The sequence below is a fragment of the Puniceibacterium antarcticum genome, from assembly GCF_002760615.1.
Classification (GTDB): Bacteria; Pseudomonadota; Alphaproteobacteria; order Rhodobacterales; family Rhodobacteraceae; genus Puniceibacterium; species Puniceibacterium antarcticum.
Genome location: NZ_AWWI01000167.1, coordinates 64,449 through 79,797, shown reverse-complemented (window position 1 = coordinate 79,797; position 15,349 = coordinate 64,449). Strand labels below are relative to the sequence as shown.

The 15,349-nt window shown below is 61.6% G+C and carries 16 protein-coding genes; 5 read left to right on the top strand and 11 right to left on the bottom strand.

Annotation, left to right across the window (positions count from 1 at the left end; translation table 11 throughout):
* From P775_RS23470 to P775_RS23460, 3 genes are all read right to left on the bottom strand, one after another.
* Nucleotides 1–891: hemolysin family protein (locus P775_RS23470; RefSeq protein WP_099913260.1), on the bottom strand; the 891-nt coding region annotated here is incomplete at its 3' end.
* 54 nt (nucleotides 892–945) lie between these two features.
* Nucleotides 946–1,452, bottom strand: a complete 507-nt coding sequence (gene ybeY, locus P775_RS23465; protein ID WP_099913266.1) for an rRNA maturation RNase YbeY — start codon at nucleotides 1,450–1,452, stop codon at nucleotides 946–948.
* A gap of 19 nt (nucleotides 1,453–1,471) precedes the next feature.
* The gene (locus P775_RS23460; protein WP_099913265.1) at nucleotides 1,472–2,452 is read right to left on the bottom strand and encodes a PhoH family protein; all 981 of its coding nucleotides are present in this window, start codon (nucleotides 2,450–2,452) and stop codon (nucleotides 1,472–1,474) included.
* Between the two features lie 165 nt (nucleotides 2,453–2,617).
* On the opposite strand from P775_RS23460, the gene P775_RS29500 reads away from it, so the two are divergent.
* A complete protein-coding gene (locus P775_RS29500) occupies nucleotides 2,618–2,752 on the top strand; it encodes a hypothetical protein (RefSeq protein ID WP_281256116.1) in 135 nt (44 codons plus the stop codon).
* A 161-nt stretch (nucleotides 2,753–2,913) separates the two neighbouring features.
* Here P775_RS29500 and miaB read toward each other — a convergent pair whose 3' ends face one another.
* Complete coding sequence (gene miaB, locus P775_RS23455; protein ID WP_099913259.1) at nucleotides 2,914–4,233, bottom strand: tRNA (N6-isopentenyl adenosine(37)-C2)-methylthiotransferase MiaB; 1,320 nt, start codon at nucleotides 4,231–4,233, stop codon at nucleotides 2,914–2,916.
* Nucleotides 4,234–4,939: 706 nt separating this feature from the next.
* Between miaB and P775_RS23450 the strand changes: the two genes are divergently transcribed.
* Nucleotides 4,940–5,512 carry a Crp/Fnr family transcriptional regulator gene (locus P775_RS23450; RefSeq protein WP_180287556.1) on the top strand — a complete coding sequence of 191 codons (573 nt, stop codon included), beginning with the start codon at nucleotides 4,940–4,942 and terminating at the stop codon, nucleotides 5,510–5,512.
* Between the two features lie 600 nt (nucleotides 5,513–6,112).
* On the opposite strand, the gene P775_RS23445 is transcribed toward P775_RS23450, so the two are convergent.
* Genes P775_RS23445 through fabA form a run of 3 tightly spaced genes read right to left on the bottom strand, consistent with a single transcriptional unit; the run spans nucleotide 6,113 to nucleotide 8,686 of the window.
* The gene (locus tag P775_RS23445; protein WP_099913257.1) at nucleotides 6,113–6,904 is read right to left on the bottom strand and encodes an enoyl-ACP reductase FabI; all 792 of its coding nucleotides are present in this window, start codon (nucleotides 6,902–6,904) and stop codon (nucleotides 6,113–6,115) included.
* 10 nt (nucleotides 6,905–6,914) lie between these two features.
* Nucleotides 6,915–8,141, bottom strand: a complete 1,227-nt coding sequence (fabB, locus tag P775_RS23440; protein ID WP_099913256.1) for a beta-ketoacyl-ACP synthase I — start codon at nucleotides 8,139–8,141, stop codon at nucleotides 6,915–6,917.
* Between the two features lie 35 nt (nucleotides 8,142–8,176).
* Nucleotides 8,177–8,686 (bottom strand): bifunctional 3-hydroxydecanoyl-ACP dehydratase/trans-2-decenoyl-ACP isomerase, encoded by a 510-nt coding sequence (fabA, locus tag P775_RS23435; RefSeq protein WP_099913255.1) that lies wholly within the window; start codon nucleotides 8,684–8,686, stop codon nucleotides 8,177–8,179.
* Between the two features lie 176 nt (nucleotides 8,687–8,862).
* On the opposite strand from fabA, the gene irr reads away from it, so the two are divergent.
* On the top strand, nucleotides 8,863–9,285 hold the full coding sequence (gene irr, locus P775_RS23430; protein ID WP_099913254.1) for a Fur family transcriptional regulator Irr: 423 nt from the start codon (nucleotides 8,863–8,865) through the stop codon (nucleotides 9,283–9,285).
* A 5-nt stretch (nucleotides 9,286–9,290) separates the two neighbouring features.
* Here irr and nagA read toward each other — a convergent pair whose 3' ends face one another.
* The 3 genes from nagA to rsgA are packed head-to-tail and all read right to left on the bottom strand — an operon-like array spanning nucleotide 9,291 to nucleotide 12,356.
* Nucleotides 9,291–10,448 (bottom strand): N-acetylglucosamine-6-phosphate deacetylase, encoded by a 1,158-nt coding sequence (gene nagA / locus P775_RS23425; protein WP_218967753.1) that lies wholly within the window; start codon nucleotides 10,446–10,448, stop codon nucleotides 9,291–9,293.
* A complete protein-coding gene (locus P775_RS23420; protein ID WP_099913252.1) occupies nucleotides 10,448–11,314 on the bottom strand; it encodes a glucosamine kinase nucleotide-binding domain-containing protein in 867 nt (288 codons plus the stop codon). Before P775_RS23420 ends, nagA begins: the two co-directional genes overlap by 1 nt.
* A gap of 7 nt (nucleotides 11,315–11,321) precedes the next feature.
* Entirely contained in the window at nucleotides 11,322–12,356 is a 1,035-nt protein-coding gene (rsgA, locus tag P775_RS23415) for a ribosome small subunit-dependent GTPase A (RefSeq protein ID WP_099913264.1), read from the bottom strand.
* Nucleotides 12,357–12,591: 235 nt separating this feature from the next.
* Here rsgA and P775_RS23410 point away from each other — a divergent pair, with 235 nt between their 5' ends.
* Nucleotides 12,592–13,755 carry an alpha-hydroxy acid oxidase gene (locus P775_RS23410; protein ID WP_099913251.1) on the top strand — a complete coding sequence of 388 codons (1,164 nt, stop codon included), beginning with the start codon at nucleotides 12,592–12,594 and terminating at the stop codon, nucleotides 13,753–13,755.
* Between the two features lie 89 nt (nucleotides 13,756–13,844).
* Entirely contained in the window at nucleotides 13,845–14,942 is a 1,098-nt protein-coding gene (gene ychF, locus P775_RS23405; protein ID WP_099913250.1) for a redox-regulated ATPase YchF, read from the top strand.
* A 111-nt stretch (nucleotides 14,943–15,053) separates the two neighbouring features.
* Here the strand turns inward: ychF and P775_RS23400 are convergent, their stop codons facing one another.
* Nucleotides 15,054–15,314 carry a hypothetical protein gene (locus P775_RS23400; RefSeq protein ID WP_099913249.1) on the bottom strand — a complete coding sequence of 87 codons (261 nt, stop codon included), beginning with the start codon at nucleotides 15,312–15,314 and terminating at the stop codon, nucleotides 15,054–15,056.
* Nucleotides 15,315–15,349 lie beyond the last annotated feature (35 nt).

Below are 15,349 nucleotides of genomic sequence, written 5' to 3'. Positions count from 1 at the left end.
GGCGGCCGTGGTTCCGGGGCTGCCGGGCATCCGCACGCGCAGGCGTTTGATCCGGCGGGGGTCTGCATCGACCACCTCGAATTCCACACCCGAGGGATGTGGAACCATTTCACCGCGCGCCGGCACATGTCCCGACAGCACAAAGACCAGACCGCCAAGCGTGTCGATCTCTTCGCCGTCGATATCCTCGTCATCGGTCAGTTCCATGCCGATCTCGGCCTCGAACTCCTCAAGCGGGGTGGTGGCAAGTGCAAGATAGCAGCCGGATTTCTCCTTGGTGAAGTTCTTGTCGTCTTCGGTGTCGTGCTCATCCTCGATCTGGCCGATAACCTGTTCGATCAGATCCTCTATGGTGACCAGCCCGTCGACCCCGCCGTATTCGTCGATCACCAGCGCCATGTGCCGCCGTTCCGTCTGCATCTTGGTCAGCAGAACGCCAATGGGCATGGAGGGTGGCACAAACAGCAGCGGGCGCAGGATCTTTTTCAGATCAAACGACTCGCCTGAGCCATTAAAGCCGTGCATCAGCGCGAAATCCTTGAGATGCGCCATGCCGACCGGTGTATCCAGCGTGCCGTTGTAAACCGGCAGACGCGTCATGCCGGTTTCGCGAAACACCTGCACCAGTTCATCGCGTGTGATGGTGTCGGGCACCGACACAATTTCGGCGCGTGGCAGGGCCACATCCTCGACCCGCATGCGTCGCAGGTTGATCATGCCATGTGTCGGCTGTGCCTGTGGTGGGGAAGATGTCCCGTTCACCGGGAGCGCCATTCCGTCACCGGGGGTCAGAACCCCCACGATCCGGCGGAAAAATCCCACCGATTTATTATCCTGTTCCTCGTCCTGCGCGCTTTGCGCTGCGTCAGAAGAACCGTCGCTATCGCCCATCTTATCCCTGTCCAAATCAGCCGCGTTTCCGGCGCAGCCGTTCCTGTTGTTTACCTAATGGTCCCTATATGGGTCGTCGATACCCATTTTGCCAAGTATCGCCGTTTCGTGACCTTCCATGAGCGTGGCATCGCCGTCGCGGATGTGATCATACCCCAAAAGATGTAAAACCCCATGAACGATCAGATGCGACACATGGTCAGAGAGGGGTTTTCCCGCCTCAGCCGCCTCGCGCGCACAGGTGTCCCAGGAAATGGCGATGTCGCCAAGGCTTTCGGGGTCCTCTGCGCTGCCCTCTTCGGGGGCTTCTGGGGTTTCGCCATCGTCTTCGGCGGAGAGATCCCAGGCAGGCCAGCTGAGCACGTTGGTCGCCACCGGCTTGTCGCGGAAATCGGCGTTCAGCACCGCAATGCGGGCATCGTCACACGCCAGCAGGGCAATTTCGAAGTGATCAGGATCAAACGCCAGATGCGCCAGCGTCGCCCTGGCCGCCACCTCGGCCAGGGATTCGAGGGTGATGCCGCGCCAGCGGTCATCCTCAATCAGTGTATCGGTCAGCATCGCAGGGGTGTCGGGGGCGTCACGCACCCCCGGTATCCTTTTCATAGGCTTCGATGATCGCCGCAACCAGCGGGTGGCGCACGACGTCCTTGGAGGTGAAATAGTTGAAGCTGATCTTGGGGATGCCGCCCAGAAGCCGTTCGGCATCATGCAGGCCCGAGGGCACGCCGCGCGGCAGGTCGATCTGGGTGCGATCCCCGGTCACCACCATGCGCGACCCTTGGCCGAGGCGGGTGAGGAACATCTTCATCTGCATCGTGGTCGCATTCTGCGCCTCGTCCAGCACCACGAAGGCATTGGCGAGCGTGCGACCGCGCATGAAGGCAAGCGGTGCAATTTCGATCACCTTTTCCTCGCGCAGTTTGGCAAGCTGCTTGCCGGGGAGGAAATCATTCAGCGCGTCATAGAGCGGCTGCATATAGGGATCGACCTTGTCTTCCATCGCGCCGGGAAGAAAGCCGAGCTTTTCCCCGGCTTCGACCGCGGGACGGGACAGGATGATCTTGTCGACCATGCCGTTGATGAACATGTTCACGCCGACGGCGACCGCAAGATAGGTCTTGCCCGTGCCCGCCGGGCCGATACCGAAGGCAAGTTCGTTCTGGAACAGCGCCTTGACATAGGCCTTTTGCGCATCGGTGCGTGGCTCGACCAGCTTGCGGCGCGTCTTGATCTCGACCTTGCCGGAAAACATTTCGAGCTGACTGCCGCCGCTTGCCGCCGGTTCTTCGGGGGCCATGCGGAATTCGCGGTCGATGTCGCCCTGCTCAACGCTGCGGCCCTGTTCAAGGCGGGAATAAAGCGCATTCAGCACTTCTTTCGCCTCGTCCTGAGCGGCGGGGGCGCCGTGGATCGACAGGAAATTGCCCCGGCGCAGGATCTGCACACCCAGGCGCGTTTCTATGTCGGTGAGGTTGCGATCAAACTCGCCACAGAGTTCGATCAGCAAACGGTTATCGGGAAATTCGACGCTGGCTTCGGTCAGGGTGCCTGTGGTCACGCATGTCTCCAAACTTGCGGTTCCTGGAAAGAGTGCCAAGCCCGGGTGGACAAGGCAAGCGAATGCCGACGGATGGCAAGGGGCGGGGTGGCAAAAGCCGCGCAGGGATCACCTGCACAGCCTGAGGTAAGCAGTGAATGGTGAATTTTCCATAGCGGGTCGCCCATGACCCTTATCGGCAGCGGTGCGACGCCGATCACAGGCTGCACAGCCAAGGTGATGCTGCTGGTCAAAGGCTCTGCCCCCTTGTGTCCTTCACCCGAGAAACCGCAGGCAGAGGCGCCGTGCGGCGCAGGCTGACGGTGATCAACCTGTCACGGATCACTATGTCAAGGCCGGGCCATGACCACAAGATATTGTGGAGATTTACCCCGGCTCAGCGACAGGCGACAGGTGCATTTGCGCAGCGTTCAGGCAGTCAGGGTCAGTTTGCGTTGCGCGCCGGACACGGTCGGCAAAGATCAGATCAGAACACCCTTGAGTGAGTTGCGCACGCTTTCGACGATTCTGACACGGGCCATGTCACCCGGTTTCGCCTGCGGCGCATCAACGTGAACGGCGTGAAGATATTCGGATTTCCCACCCATCTGCCCCTCGAATCGGCCCGGTTTCTCGAACAGCACGGTCAGATCCCGGCCGACCATGGATTGCTGGATTTCCTGCTGTTGGCGGGTGATCAGCGCCTGAATGCGCTTGAGCCGCTCATCCTTCACATCCTCATCGACCTGCGCGCGTTCGGCGGCCGGGGTGCCGGGGCGAGTCGAGTATTTGAAGGTATAGGCATAGCCGTAGCCCACTGTTTCGATCAGATCGAGCGTTGCCTGAAAATCCTCTTCGGTCTCTTCGGGGAAGCCGACGATGAAATCGCCGGACATCAGGATATCGGGCCGCGCGGCGCGCAGGCGGTCGATCAGTTTCAGATAGCTGTCGGCGGTGTGGCTGCGGTTCATCCGCTTGAGGATCTTGTCGCTGCCAGACTGCACCGGCAGATGCAGATAGGGCATGAGCTTGGGGCATGTGGCATGCGCATCGATCAGATCTTCGGTCATGTCATTGGGATGGGAGGTGGTGAAGCGGATGCGTTCCAAACCATCCACATCGTTCAGCGCCCAGATCAGCCGGGCCAGCGTCCAGTCGCCATCCGGCCCCGCGCCATGATAGGCGTTCACGTTCTGGCCCAGCAGGGTCAGTTCGCGCACACCGCGATCCACCAGTTCGCGCGCCTCGGTCAGGATGCGGTCCGCCGGGCGGCTGACTTCGGCACCGCGGGTATAGGGCACGACGCAGAAGGCGCAGAATTTGTCGCAACCTTCCTGAACGGTCAGAAACGCCGCCGGGGCACGACGCGCCTTGGGGCGGGCTTTCAGTGCCTCGAACTTGTCCTCTTCGGGGAAATCGGTGTCGATCGCGCGCACGCCGGTGCGGATCTGCGCCTCCATCTGCGGGAGGCGGTGATAACTTTGCGGTCCGACCACCAGATCGACCAGCGGTTGACGGCGCATGATCTCGGCCCCTTCGGCCTGGGCCACGCAGCCCGCGACACCGATCTTGAGGTCTGGATTGGCCTCTTTCAGATCCCGGTAGCGCCCGAGTTCGGAATAGACCTTTTCCGCCGCGCGTTCGCGGATGTGGCAAGTGTTGAGCAGGATCATGTCGGCATCTTCGGGCCGGTCGGTCGCCACATATCCCTGACCGCCAAGCGCCTCTGACATCCGCTCGGAATCATAGACGTTCATCTGACAGCCGTATGTCTTGATGAACAGCTTTTTGGGCGTTGTCATGGCGGGGCCTCCGGGAACGGGTTCAGAGGCGGGGGATAGCGCAGAACGGGGGGATGTCTCAACGTGAAATATTGTGTAGCGGCCAAAGCGGACCGAGTTGAGGCACCTTTAGTGATGGCGGCAACCCGCACAAGGCAGATTGATGCCGCCTGAGAAGGGGAAAACAAGCCTTGTCTGCGGACGGCCCTTTGATCAGAGGCACCGGCTGCTTTCAGACGACTGGTCTGGGAGGTTGCTTGCCGCATGTTGCCCAGTGACGGTTATATTTTCGAGGTCCGACACATATCAATGGCTTGACCCGCGTCCGCCAAGGCAGTCCATAAGCGACATCAGGCGTCGTTGAGACCCGCCAGATTGTTCCAGAAGCAATGCCGTGCGACATTGGACATCTTCGTTTTCCAGTGTCACACTTGCCCTGTCACAATCCAGTGACCCAACATTGTCGCTAAAATCGCGGTCGCGCCATAGTCTGAAACTGAAACTGTCGGAGACATGCTCGTGCAGCTGAAAGCACCAAACCGGTTTTTTACCGTCCTAGTGTTAGCCAAGACCAATGTAATTTGTGCTCCTGTTTCTCTGCCCTTCTCTTTCACAAGTTGAACACGCACTCATGAAAAGTTCCGTTCGATTTCCACACTTGAAAAACTGTTTCCTGCTCGAAGACCTTAGTCCGGAAGAAAAATCTGCGCTTCTTGACGACTGCACCGTGCAAACCCACACCCAAGCGACCGAAATACTGACCCAGGGCGAAAAGCCACCCGGTTTTTTCATCATCGCGTCGGGGTCTGTCGAGATTGCCTATCTGACCGAAGACGGTCAACGCGCGATCATAACCCACCTGAGCCCGGGTGAAGCGCTGGGGGAACCCGAGGCGGTCGGCGATGTGCCCTGCGTGTCGAGCGCTGTGGCCCGGCCCAAAACCGTGACGCTTCTGTGTCCGATCAACAAGGTCAAGACCTTGATGAAATGCGAACTGTTCGTGCGCAACGTGCTGCGCGCCTATGTCATGCGACTGCATCGCGACAATCAATTCAAGGCGATAGATCAGTTTCAGCCGGTCGAGCAACGCATCAGCAGCTATCTGTGGCATCTTTCCGAAGCGGATAACGTGGTGCGCATCAGCCAGTCCTACCTTGCCAATGTGGCGGGGTGTTCGCGACAGACCGTGAACAAGGCACTTGGCAGGTTGCGGGACGACGGAGTTATCGCAATCCGCAAGGAAGAGATCGAGATCCTCAACCCGGCCGGGCTTGGATCGCAATTCACACGCGGATCCTGACCTCATCACGATACTGGGCGCATCCGTCTTACCCACCGTTTGATCCATCTTTATTAATCGGGCCCCGGCGACGACCGGGGCCCGTATGGAAAAAGTTTATAGCTAAGATTTTTAAACCGTCCCGCAATAAAGGCGGGCTACTCTTAAAATGTCCCTACAATTCTAGGCCACAAATATAAGATACAGTTACCGATCATGGGCGAATGTCGTCAAAGTGACTTCCAACGTCTTTTTTTTGCCATGATCTCCTGTTTTCCCTCATTTTGAGCGGCCTGATAAACGGCTTATATCCTAAAGATTGAGTTAAAAGTGACGAAAACCCGCAGGAGTTTACCTGCGGGCAGGGTCCCCGTGAGAGGATGAGGCTCCGGTGATTCGAGTCTTGCGAGGGGATCTTTTGCGGCGGAGTACCTGAAGCCTTCCGTCTTTGAGGCTTTTGGAAAGGCATAGGTGCATTTTTTCACGCAGCGCGTGACCTTAAAGCGTCCCGCCTGTCGCGTTTTCATTCTGCGTCTTGGAAATCATGCCCGGCCATCGCTTCCCCGGCCCATGCAGGCGGGAAGCGGTGGTCGGGGCCGTGAGAAAACGAAGGGTCTGGGATCAGAGGTTTTCGTATTGCGGCATGCCCAGCACATGAAAGCCGCCGTCCACATGAATGATCTCACCCGTGGTGCAGGCGCCCGCATCCGAGATGAGGTAGACTGCCGTGCCGCCAACGGCCTCAAGCGTCGCATTCGCGCGCAGGGGGGCGTTGATGTCGGTATGCTTGTAGGTCTTGCGCGCGCCGCCGATGGCCGCGCCCGCCAGCGTCTTCATCGGGCCGGGGCTGATGGCATTCACGCGGATGCCTTCGGGGCCGAGATCGTTGGCGAGGTAGCGCGTGGTGGATTCAAGCGCCGCCTTGGCGACGCCCATCACATTGTAGTTCGGCACAACCTTGTTGGAGCCCTGATAGGTCAGGGTGAGCAGCGTACCACCGTTTTCCACCATCAGCGGATGGGCGCGACGCGCAATTTCGACGAAGCTGTAGGCCGAGATATCCAGCGAGCGTTTGAAATTGGCGCGGCTGGTGTTCAGGAAGCGCCCCGTCAGTTCGGACTTGTCGGAAAATGCAATGGCATGGACCACGAAATCAATCGTCGGCCAGCGTGCGCCCAGCTGTTCGAATGCCGCGTCCAGCGAGGCATCGTCGGTCACGTCCACATCGACCATGAAATCGGATCCGACGCTTTCGGCAAGCGGTTTCAGTCGGGAACCGAACGCTTCGCCCTGATAGGTAAAGGCGAGTTCCGCCCCTGCCCCGGCAAGCGCCCTGGCAATTCCCCAGGCGATCGAGCGTTCATTCGCCACGCCCATCACAAGCCCGCGCTTGCCCTTCAGCTGATCCGACATTTTTTTGATCTCACCCGTGATATTTGCTGAGCAGCATGGAACCGTTGGTGCCGCCAAAGCCGAAGGAATTGGTCATCACCGTATCCAGCCCGGCGTTTTCCACCAGACTGGTCGCGATTTCAGCAGGTTTCAGTGCAGAATCCAGTGTTTCGACATTGATCGACGGCGCAATGAAGTCGTCGCGCAGCATCAGCAGGCAATAGATCGCTTCTTGCGCGCCGGTGGCGCCCTGGCTGTGGCCGGTCATGGATTTGGTCGAGCTGACCAGCGGGGTGCTGCCGTCGCCAAAGACGCGGCGCACGGCCTCGATTTCGCCCACGTCGCCGACGGGGGTCGAGGTGCCATGGGCGTTGATGTAACCGACCTTGCGGTCTTTCAGCGATTGCAGCGCCAGACGCATGGCGCGTTCGCCACCTTCCCCCGAGGGCGCAACCATGTCGTGCCCATCAGAGGTGGCCGCATAACCCGTAACCTCGCCATAGATCTTGGCGCCGCGGGCCTTTGCGTGTTCCAGCTCTTCAAGAACCAGAATGCCGCCGCCGCCGGCGATGACAAACCCGTCACGGCCTGCATCGAAGGCGCGCGAGGCTTTTTCCGGCGTATCGTTATACTTGGACGACATCGCGCCCATGGCATCGAACAGGCAGGACAGGGTCCAGTCCAGTTCTTCGGCGCCACCGGCGAACATGATATCCTGTTTGCCCATCATGATCTGTTCGGACGCATTGCCGATGCAATGCAGCGAGGTCGAGCAGGCCGAGGTGATGGAATAGTTGATGCCCTTGATCTTGTACGCGGTCGAAAGATTAGCACTGATCGTCGAGGACATGCATTTCGGCACGGCGAACGGCCCGATCCGTTTGGGCGCGCCCGCGTTCAACACGATCTGGTGCGACGCGAACATCGCGCTGGTTGACGGCCCCCCTGACCCGGCCACAAGCCCGGTGCGCGGGTTGGAGATATCGGATTCTTCAAGCCCCGCATCGGCAATGGCCTGTGCCATGGCGATATGGGCGTAGGCCGCACCCGGCCCCATGAAGCGCAGGGTGCGTTTTTCCACATGCTCGGCCACGTCGAGTTTGACGTTGCCGGCGATCTGGCTGCGGAATCCCCGCTCTGCCATGTCTGCATTGGCGGTGATGCCGGATTTCCCGGCCCGCAACGAGGCAAGAACCTCTTCGGAATTGTTTCCGATGGACGAGACAATGCCCAGCCCAGTGACGACGACGCGGCGCATGGCGCTCTCCTCCTGTTGGGTCGCTCGGTGCCGGATCAGCTCTCTGACAGCGCGACCTTCATGTCTTTCACTTGATAGATAACCTCTCCGTCGGCCTCTACAATGCCGTCGGCGACACCCATGGTCAGCCGACGGGTCTGGATCGCCTTGGTGAAATCTATCTTGTAGGTCAGCATCTTGCGATCCGGGCGGACCATTCCGGTCAGCTTGACCTCGCCCACGCCCAGCGCATAGCCGCGCCCCTGCCAGCCACGCCAGCCAAGGTTGAAACCGGTCAGCTGCCAGAGCCCGTCAAGGCCAAGACAGCCCGGCATGATCGGGTTACCGGGAAAGTGACAATCGAAAAACCATAGATCGGGCGTGATGTCGAATTCGGCCACCACATGGCCCTTGCCATGCGCGCCACCGTCCCCCGAAATGTCGGTGATCCGGTCCATCATCAGCATCGGCGGCTCTGGCAGTTGCGCATTTCCGGGGCCGAACAGCTCGCCTCGCGCGCATTTCAGCAGATCGTCCTTGTCAAACTGGCTCGGGTAATCGGCCATATAGGGTGCGCCTCATCTTTTATCCTACATCGTCTGCACCGTCTAACATCGGCGTCCGGCAGGGCGCAAGCCTGCGGTGTGGCGTCGCCCTAAACCGGGGTTCGGGCAATTTCGTTTGAAATCCGCCGCCCGGACGCTCTATATGTGTGCAAGGAGGCTCAAAGGACATGCAGCAAATGACACCTGACGCGGCAAACCGTGGAACCGACTGGCTGGCCCGCGCCGATCTGCGCCCCACCCGGCAACGCCTTACTCTGGCGGCGCTTCTGGTGGGCGACGGTCAGAACCGGCATGTGACGGCCGAAAGCCTGTTCGCCGCCGCACGGGATCATGGAGAGCGGGTGTCGCTGGCCACGGTTTACAACACGCTCAAGGCGTTTTGCGATGTCGGCTTGATGCAAGAGGTCACGGTGGACGGATCAAAAAGCTATTTTGACACCAACACCCATGATCACCCGCATTTCTTTTGGGAAGATGATGGCACCCTGACCGATGCACCTTCGGATCAGCTTGAGATCTCGCGCCTGCCTGCGGCGCCAGACGGGGCAGAGATTGCCAGCGTCGATGTGGTGATCCGCCTGCGCCGCACCAGCCGTTAAGGCAGCTATCTGGGCGAGAGCGGGATCACCCGCCCCCGCTGCCAGACCGCTTGAAGCTCCAGCCTGTCGTTCAGATGCAGGATATCAGCGGCGCACCCCGCGTGCAGAGTGCCCGCGCCGGTCAGACCCGCCGCCTGTGCGGGCCGTCTGGTTGCCATCGTCAGCGCCTGCACCAGAGGCACACCCAGTGCGAGCAGATTGCGCAGTGCGCGCGCCAGATCCAGATCGGCACCGGCCAGCGTGCCATCCGCCAGCCGCAGGGTGCCCTGTGCACGCAAGACCTGCTGCCCGGTCAGCGTAAAGGTTGTCATGTCGCTGCCTGCAGGTGCCATCGCATCACTGACCAGAAACAGCCCGCCGCGCGCGGCATCTGCTGCCAGCGCAACCTGCAGGCTGGCCGCCTGCACATGCACCAGATCCGCGATCACCCCGGAGGCTACGCCTTTGGCCGTCAGCGCCGCCCCCACCAAACCCGGCGCGCGGTGGCCAAGCGGGCTCATGGCGTTGAACAGATGCGTCACCATCTGCGCCCCTGCGGCAAAGGCTGTCTGAGCCTGATCGAAACTGCAATCGCTGTGGCCCAGCGAGACGACCACCCCGGCCTGCGCCAGCGCGGCGATCTGTGCGTCTGTCACGGATTCGGGCGCAAGCGTGACGATCAGCACCGGCAGCCGCCGCGCCGCATCCAGCAACAGCGCCAGATCATCAGGCTGCATGGGCCGGATGCGGGCCGGGTCATGGGCGCCCTTGCGTGTCAGGGCCAGATGCGGCCCCTCAAGGTGCAGACCGCCGATTCCAGGCATGTTCTGGGCCAGGGCCCCAGCCACGGCATCAATCGCCGCTGCGGTCTTGTCCGGCGTGTCAGTGATCAGCGTCGGCAGAATCGTCGTCGCACCCAAGCCCGCATGGGCCTGTGCCATACGTGCCAGCGTCGCCACATCGGGGCCGTCGTTGAACAGCACACCGCCGCCGCCATTGACCTGCAGATCGACAAAGCCGGGGCAGAGCGTGCCCCCGTCGAGGGTCATCCGGGGCACGTCCCGCGCAAGCTGATCCTCTGGCAGCACGGCCTCGATCCGCACGCCGTTCAGCAAAACCGCAACCCCGTCGCGCAGGCTGTCGCCGTCGAACACCGCAGCTCCCGTAAGGGCGAATCGCCGCATCATCCCGCCTCTGCCAGTTGTGCCGCCAGCCTCAGCGCGCCGTCCAGCGCCGTGCCTGCGGGTGGGCTCAGGGCCGACTGCATCCCGGCAGGCAGCCAGGGCGCGTAAGACGGGCCCAGCCCCCCCAGCAGGCAGAGGCGTTCACCACCGGCCCAGCCAAGCGCCTGCAATCCCTGCGCAAGATATCCCGCGCCCTGCCTCATCAGATCCCGCGCTACGGCGTCACCACTGGCAGCGGCAGAAGCAACCTCGGGCGCCAGAGCGCCAAATTGTGCCGGATCGGCGCGGCGGGCAAAGGTGATCACCCCGGCGACGCCACCCATGCGGCCCCGCACATCCGTCAGAAAGGCACTGTCAGGGCCGATTCCATCCTGCGCGCGCAGGCTGGCCGCGAGTGCCGCGCGTCCGAGCCAGGCGCCTGACGCCTCATCCCCCAGCACGAGCCCGTGCCCGCCGATGAACCGCACGCCATCGTCATCCGCCCGCCCCAGGAAGGAGCCCGTCCCCACCGCTGCGATACTGCCAAAGGCGTCGCCCAGCGCCCCGATGAGGGCGGCGGGGCGGTCTTCGTCAACCCGCAGAGATGTGAAGGGCAGCGCCTGTGCCACACGCGCTCCCGTGTCTGCATCAATGACCCCAGCAAGCCCGAGGTAGGCCGGTATGGCGTTGAAGTCGTTCAGACCTACCCCGGCCCTGTCCGCCAAAGCGGCAAAGCCTGCACGCAGAACCTCAAGCGCCCGGGCAAGATCGGTGGTGACATTCGCCCCTGATCCCTGAACCTCGTGCCGCTGTCCCTGCCACATCAGGGCAAAGCGGCAGTGCGTACCGCCACCGTCCACCGCCAGACAGGGTTGTGCGATGGTCATCGCAGAGTCACCGCTTGCGGCCGGGCATCCGGGTGACCCTGTTGCCGCGCGGGCCGGTCTGCACCGGGGTGTTGTCGCGGTTTTCTCCGGATAACTTGCGCCAGCGATCAAGCCGTGCCGGGTCCAGATCGCCGCGTGCAATGGCCGCCTGCACGGCACAGCCGGGTTCATGGGCATGGGTGCAGTCGCGGAACCGGCATTCTGGCGCCAGTTCTGTAATCTCGGAAAACACAGCGTCCAGACCACCGGCCGCATCGCTCATGTGCAGGGTGCGCATGCCGGGCGTGTCGATCACCCAACCGCCACCCTTGATCGCATGCAGCGAGCGCGATGTGGTGGTGTGCCGACCCTTGGCATCGCTGTCGCGGATGCCGCCGGTTTCCTGGCCTTCGCCGGGCGCGCTGTCCGCCAGCGTGTTCAGCAGCGTCGATTTGCCGACGCCGGAAGAGCCGACAAGCGCCACGGTCTGCCCGGTGCCACACCAGGGCGCCAGAACAGCTGCCGCCTCTGCCTGCTTGGCGTTCAGCGTCACGACGGGCAAGTCACGCTGCAGCTCTTCGGCCTGCGCGCGGAACGGGGCCGCATCGTCGACCATGTCGGCCTTGGTCAGAACGATGACCGCCGCTGTGCCTGCCTCGGCACAGAGGGCCAGATACCGTTCCAGCCGCGCCGGGTTGAAATCGGCATTGCAGGAGGTGACGATGAACAGCGTGTCCACATTGGCGGCAATCAGCTGCGGGTGGCGCGCGCCTTCTGTGCGGCGCTGCAGCAACGACTGACGCTCGAGCCTGCGCAGCAGCAGACGCGTGCCGGGTTCACCCAGAACCCAGTCGCCGACGGCATAATCGCCGGTGTTGATCTTGGCCGGCAGCGACAGCTTGACCGGACCCTCGGCCCCCATCGCCGTCATGCGCGCACGGTGCACTGTCGCCACACGCAGGCGCAGCAGATTCTGCTCCTCTGCCGCAAGCTGCGCGTCAAGCGCCGGGGACCAGCCAAGAGCGGCCAGCGAGGTCTGCGGATCGGAAGGGTTCTGTGTCATGACGATCTGCATGAATGCGACGCGCCGCTTATGCAAGCCTTGGTGATGCAGATCGCGCGCCCGGCGCATATTTGCCGCTGTTTCGGTTTGCCGCTGATCCGGCCCCCCCGGTGCGCCGTCAGGCGCCCCTTTGGATCCGCTGAACCCCGTCTTGGCAGCCCGGCGCTTGTCCATTGCCGCCACGGCAGAGTATTGGTAATCAAACCTCACCAATCCGCAGGAAAGTCCAGACCCCATGCCCGTGATCACCGAGATTGCCGACCTCAAGCGCCTTTACCGGCGCCGGGTGCCGAAGATGTTCTATGACTATGCTGAATCCGGCAGCTGGTCGGAACAGACCTTCCGTGAGAATTCCAGCGATTTCGACAAGATCTATCTGCGCCAGCGCGTCGCCATCGACATGGCGGGGCGGTCCACCGCCAGCCAGATGATCGGGCAGGATGTGGCCATGCCCGTGGCCCTCGCCCCCGTCGGGCTGACCGGCATGCAGCATTTTGATGGTGAGATCAAAGCGGCGCGGGCGGCGGAAAAATTCGGCGTGCCCTACACGCTGTCCACCATGTCGATCTGTTCGATCGAGGATGTGGCGTCCAACACGTCCAAACCCTTCTGGATGCAGGTCTATACGCTGAAGGATGATGACTACATGCAGCGGCTGTTTGACCGCGCCAAGGCGGCCAAGTGTTCGGCAGCGGTGATCACGGTGGATCTGCAGGTGATGGGCCAGCGACACAAGGACATCAAGAACGGCCTATCTGCCCCGCCCAAGCTGACGCCCAAATCTGTCGCCAACATGATGACCAAGGTCCACTGGGGCATGGGCATGCTGTCGACCAAGCGCCGGTTCTTTGGCAACATCGTCGGCCATGCCAAGGGGGTGAGCGATCCGTCCTCGCTGAGCACCTGGACGGCAGAGGCCTTTGATCCGTCGCTTGACTGGGACCGCATCCGCCAGTTCCGCAAGATGTGGGACGGACCGCTGATCATCAAGGGCATCATGGATCCACGCGATGCGCTTGAGGCCTGCAATGTCGGGGCGGATGCCATCGTGGTGTCCAACCACGGCGGGCGGCAGCTTGACGGTGCGCTGAGCTCGATCCGCGCGCTGCCCGCGATCATGGATGCGGTGGGCGACAAGATCGAGGTGCACCTTGATTCCGGCATCCGATCTGGTCAGGACGTGCTCAAGGCTGTGGCCATGGGCGCGAAGGGCACCTGGATCGGGCGCGCCTATGTTTATGGTCTGGGCGCGATGGGGCAACAGGGCGTGACCCGCGCGCTTGAGGTCATTCACAAGGAGCTGGACCTGTCCATGGCCATGTGCGGACGGCGCGATGTGACGACGCTGGACCGCGATATTCTGATGATCCCGCAGGGGTTCGAAGGCAACTGGCAATAAAGAGGCAGCAGGGTGCGGGTGCGCAGGCTTGCGCCCGCACCCTGCTGGCACTAGAAGCGGCGCGTCTTACAGGCGAAAAGGAACGCATCATGGGCTTCAAGATGGGAATCGTGGGTATGCCCAATGTGGGCAAGTCGACCCTGTTCAACGCGCTGACAAAAACCGCCGCTGCGCAGGCCGCCAACTTTCCCTTCTGCACCATCGAACCCAATGTGGGCGATGTGGCCGTGCCCGATGCGCGGCTGGACAAGCTGGCCGAAATCGCCAAGTCCAAGCAGACGATCCCGACGCGCATGACCTTTGTGGACATCGCAGGTCTGGTCAAGGGCGCATCCAAGGGCGAAGGTCTGGGCAACCAGTTCCTGGCCAATATCCGCGAAGTGGATGCCATCGCCCATGTGCTGCGCTGCTTTGACGATGGCGATGTGGTGCATGTGAATGGCCGCGTTGATCCGGTGTCCGATGCCGACACGATCGACACAGAGCTGATGATTTCGGACATCGAGTCGATCGAAAAGCGTCTGGTGAACATCACCCGCAAGGTGCGCGGCGGTGACAAGGACGCGGTCCAGCAGGAACGCCTGATGAAAGCCGCCCTAGCTGCGCTGGAACAGGGCCACCCTGCCCGTACGGTGACGGTGGACCCCGAGGATGCCAAGGCGTGGCGCATGCTGCAGCTGCTGACCACCAAGCCTGTACTGTATGTCTGCAACGTGTCCGAGGAAGAAGCCGCCACCGGCAACCAGCATTCTGAGAACGTGGCGAAAATGGCTGCGGATCAGGGCAATTCACATGTCGTGATCTCTGCCAAGATCGAAGAGGACATCTCGCAACTTGATGCCGAGGAAGCCGAGATGTTCCTTAGCGAGATGGGGTTGGAAGAGGCTGGTCTAGACCGGCTGATCCGCGCAGGGTATGCGCTGCTGCACCTTGAGACCTACTTCACCGTCGGCCCGAAAGAGGCGCGCGCCTGGACGATCCGTGCAGGCACATCTGCGCCGCAGGCGGCTGGTGTGATTCACGGCGATTTCGAGCGGGGATTCATCCGCGCCGAAACCATCGCCTTTGAAGATTTTGTCACTTTGGGCGGCGAACAGGGCGCCAAAGACGCGGGAAAGATGCGCGCCGAAGGCAAGGCCTATACCGTCAAGGACGGCGATGTGCTGCACTTCCTTTTCAACACCTGATTTCTGACCTTGTGCGATATACTTTGGGCGGTGCCGCCGCCCAAAGCTGCTACGATGGTGACCGCGTGTCCTGTGATCTCGTTCAGATCACAGTCTGGGTGCGGAGATTGATCAGGTCAGGATCTGAATGGGACCTTGGTTGCTGAACTTCCTGGTGCCGTCCGGCTGTTCCAGAACTTCCAGCCAACCCTTCTTTTCATCCACTTCGACGTAGAACCGCCATTCGTCCTGTTCGACCAGAGCGATGGCCTCTCGGGCGGACAATTCCCAGCTAGACTTGCTGAAAAAGCTGCGGCGTGTGCCGCCCAGCTTGAGGATTTCCGCGCCGGATGGGTCCGTCTTGACCCAAGTGACTTGTGCAGGTGCTGCCATAAGCAAACCCTCCTTTCCCGTAACAAACCTGTGGC

Bases quoted from the DNA above. Each gene is read 5' to 3' on its own strand.
- ybeY (WP_099913266.1), bottom strand. From the start codon at position 1,452: ATGCTGACCGATACACTGATTGAGGATGACCGCTGGCGCGGCATCACC.
- P775_RS29500 (WP_281256116.1), top strand. From the start codon at position 2,618: ATGACCCTTATCGGCAGCGGTGCGACGCCGATCACAGGCTGCACAGCC.
- miaB (WP_099913259.1), bottom strand. From the start codon at position 4,233: ATGACAACGCCCAAAAAGCTGTTCATCAAGACATACGGCTGTCAGATG.
- P775_RS23445 (WP_099913257.1), bottom strand. From the start codon at position 6,904: ATGTCGGATCAGCTGAAGGGCAAGCGCGGGCTTGTGATGGGCGTGGCG.
- fabB (WP_099913256.1), bottom strand. From the start codon at position 8,141: ATGCGCCGCGTCGTCGTCACTGGGCTGGGCATTGTCTCGTCCATCGGA.
- fabA (WP_099913255.1), bottom strand. From the start codon at position 8,686: ATGGCCGATTACCCGAGCCAGTTTGACAAGGACGATCTGCTGAAATGC.
- irr (WP_099913254.1), top strand. From the start codon at position 8,863: ATGACACCTGACGCGGCAAACCGTGGAACCGACTGGCTGGCCCGCGCC.
- nagA (WP_218967753.1), bottom strand. From the start codon at position 10,448: ATGCGGCGATTCGCCCTTACGGGAGCTGCGGTGTTCGACGGCGACAGC.
- P775_RS23420 (WP_099913252.1), bottom strand. From the start codon at position 11,314: ATGACCATCGCACAACCCTGTCTGGCGGTGGACGGTGGCGGTACGCAC.
- rsgA (WP_099913264.1), bottom strand. From the start codon at position 12,356: ATGACACAGAACCCTTCCGATCCGCAGACCTCGCTGGCCGCTCTTGGC.
- P775_RS23410 (WP_099913251.1), top strand. From the start codon at position 12,592: ATGCCCGTGATCACCGAGATTGCCGACCTCAAGCGCCTTTACCGGCGC.
- ychF (WP_099913250.1), top strand. From the start codon at position 13,845: ATGGGCTTCAAGATGGGAATCGTGGGTATGCCCAATGTGGGCAAGTCG.
- P775_RS23400 (WP_099913249.1), bottom strand. From the start codon at position 15,314: ATGGCAGCACCTGCACAAGTCACTTGGGTCAAGACGGACCCATCCGGC.